The sequence below is a fragment of the Imperialibacter sp. genome (assembly GCF_040222815.1).
Taxonomy (GTDB): domain Bacteria; phylum Bacteroidota; class Bacteroidia; order Cytophagales; family Cyclobacteriaceae; genus Imperialibacter.
The window spans coordinates 1-2,361 of record NZ_JAVKCH010000050.1 but is presented as its reverse complement, the minus strand read 5'-3'; the positions used below and the strand labels follow the sequence as shown (position 1 = coordinate 2,361).

Annotated in this window: 3 protein-coding genes; all 3 read right to left on the bottom strand. The window is 45.3% G+C overall.

The window, feature by feature from the left end:
* Positions 1–299 precede the first annotated feature (299 nt).
* Complete coding sequence (locus RIF36_RS25035; RefSeq protein WP_350149696.1) at positions 300–899, bottom strand: hypothetical protein; 600 nt, start codon at positions 897–899, stop codon at positions 300–302.
* 192 nt (positions 900–1,091) lie between these two features.
* A complete protein-coding gene (locus RIF36_RS25030) occupies positions 1,092–1,613 on the bottom strand; it encodes a hypothetical protein (protein ID WP_350149695.1) in 522 nt (173 codons plus the stop codon).
* Between the two features lie 185 nt (positions 1,614–1,798).
* Positions 1,799–2,203, bottom strand: a complete 405-nt coding sequence (locus RIF36_RS25025; protein WP_350149694.1) for a hypothetical protein — start codon at positions 2,201–2,203, stop codon at positions 1,799–1,801.
* Between the last annotated feature and the right edge of the window lie 158 nt (positions 2,204–2,361).

Genomic DNA, 2,361 nt, shown 5'->3' with positions numbered 1-2,361 from the left:
GGTGTAGCCGTCCAAAGACTTCCTCTCAAGTTTCTATAGCCACTCCTGCCTCTCTGATGGAGTGGTGCCGCCGACTCTGGCAGCGTCCTGGCGAAAAATAAGCGTTGTGAAGTAATGAAGGTGCGTATTGCACACAACGCCCGACTAACATGAGTGGCGGAATGTTATGCACTTCCCTCTCCACTCGCAGTTAGCCACGCCGATGACTAAAATTATACTTTGTGGCGGAGATTCCAAGCCCGCAAATGACAGAAAACAGATGAAGCCGCCATTCATTGTTAGTCTTGTGTTATCTTCTTTTACTGCGTTAAAGTCAGGCTGTCAGTTACGACGATCCTTTGACACCAGCCCATCAAAGCATAGGGCATTGTCCTTTCCACTGACCCATCTATCGTTTTGAAGGTAACTGTCACTTCTTCCACAACGGGCATACTATCCCAATCCTCCAGGTATTTTGGAACGTAGAAATTCACCATTGTACTGCCAGGCTTAAGGCGACCCAGCTCATTTGAAAATGATGCCGACTCGAGAGATACATTTTCGATAATGTAGCGTGAGGTATTTCTTAGTTCGAAATACATTCGTTCATCAATATTGGATTGGAGGACCAAAATAATCCAAAGCGCAGGTATGTTCGCAAGCACAATTAAGAATGGAAGAGCGTCCTTAAACCAATGTCTGTTTTCTCCTGAACCTGCAGCTATTGCACTGGCTATTAGTCCGATCAGCCCAATTGGAGCTGAGATTCCTATCCAGCTTAACCCAGCCACTTCAAGCTTAGTTAGGCTAACTGCGAAGAATGCCCTGGCGCCCCACCATAGCAGAAATATTCCAACACCGACAGATAGAGTCAGACTACCGCAAACCAATCCAGTCCAGTAAAAAGCTTTGTTCTTCAAGTTTTTCGTCCTGCAAGTCTATTGAAGATAACGCCTAGCTATCGTGCGTGGGGGTTTTTAATGCAGTTCAGCCCCCGCTAGCACTTAGCCACTCAATTGATAAATTTATACTTTGTGGCGGACAATCCAAGCGAGCTACCGCTTCCTTACCGCCGAGCCCCCCATGCATGATAGGTTTGTGTTGTGAGGCTTTCAGTTTGTCCATGCTCCGATGTTAAGATTCGTGTTTTCACTAAGCTTTGGTGTCAGCTGTTCAATGAACTGTATTAAGGTCGGCTCATCGTAAAATTTGACTGTGAGCTTTTCACCAGGCCACAAAAATCGCACACTTCTTTTCAATCCAACTCTGAGATTAAAGACCTCTACTGCTGTTAGTTGGCTAAGCTTTGCCTTGCAAGCAAACAGTCCTGAAATACGAATTTCGTTAAGTTTATTGTCAAGATTTAAGGTTCCTGTTCGCCAGTTAAAGGTCTCTAAGGAGAACCCACCAAAAAACACAAACAATCCGACCATCCAAAAATTTCCAAGTGCTCTTGTTATTACATCCTCAAAAGCTACGATCCAAAGTTCAAGCGGAATTGTCGCTAAGACAGGGCTTATCACCAGGTCGCCCAGTAGAAACAGTCCAATACCTGTCATGGCAATTGTTCGGCCAATCTTCTTGATCGAGGTTGGATGGTTCTTGAGTCGGTATCGAATTTTTACTGCGTCCATACACTGCCTCACAACGCCTCGGTAAAATGAGTGTGGGAGTTTTATGCAGCTCCGCTTCCACTACATCTTAGCCACGCCGATGATAAAATTATAATTTGTGGCGGACAATCCAAGCCAACTTCCCAATGACTTCCGATGAAGCCCACATTCACTTTACTGTTGTGTTACAGTGCTTTCCAAACGTCCTATTTTAAGAACTGAGGCCTTTCATCCCAGCCGTCTGCGGGTAGCGGCAAGCTGTCAGGCATTTCGACCGACAGATCCATTACACCTTCCCAAACATACTGTTCAGGATAACTCACGAGAAATCGTCGTCCCGGTTTGGCTACTTGCTCAAACCCAAAGAGATCGACGTTTCCATATTGCTCCTGTCCGTCTGCAAAATATACGTATGCAACCTTTGTCCCACCCTTTATCGGCTTCCAAATTTTAGTCACCGTTCCGATTGTGTAGTCCTGTGGTTGGAATCTCATGAATTGTTTGTAGGCCATACCAATTAAGCCAATGGAAATTATCGCAGCAAAAATCGAGACGATCTTCACTTTGTCCTTTCTTGCGAGGTTCCTCCACTTCTTTTTTTCTTCAGTCATGTAGTCATCATGCACTGTAACGTCCAGCTATCAACTGTGGCCTTGCCTTGAGCGCTTGCTCTGCGGGGGCCATGGTTTGATAGGTGCGTGTTGTGTGAATTTATTAAAATTTCTGGACCTATTCCGCAGATGGGAAATTTTAATGAAGTCTGAGTCTG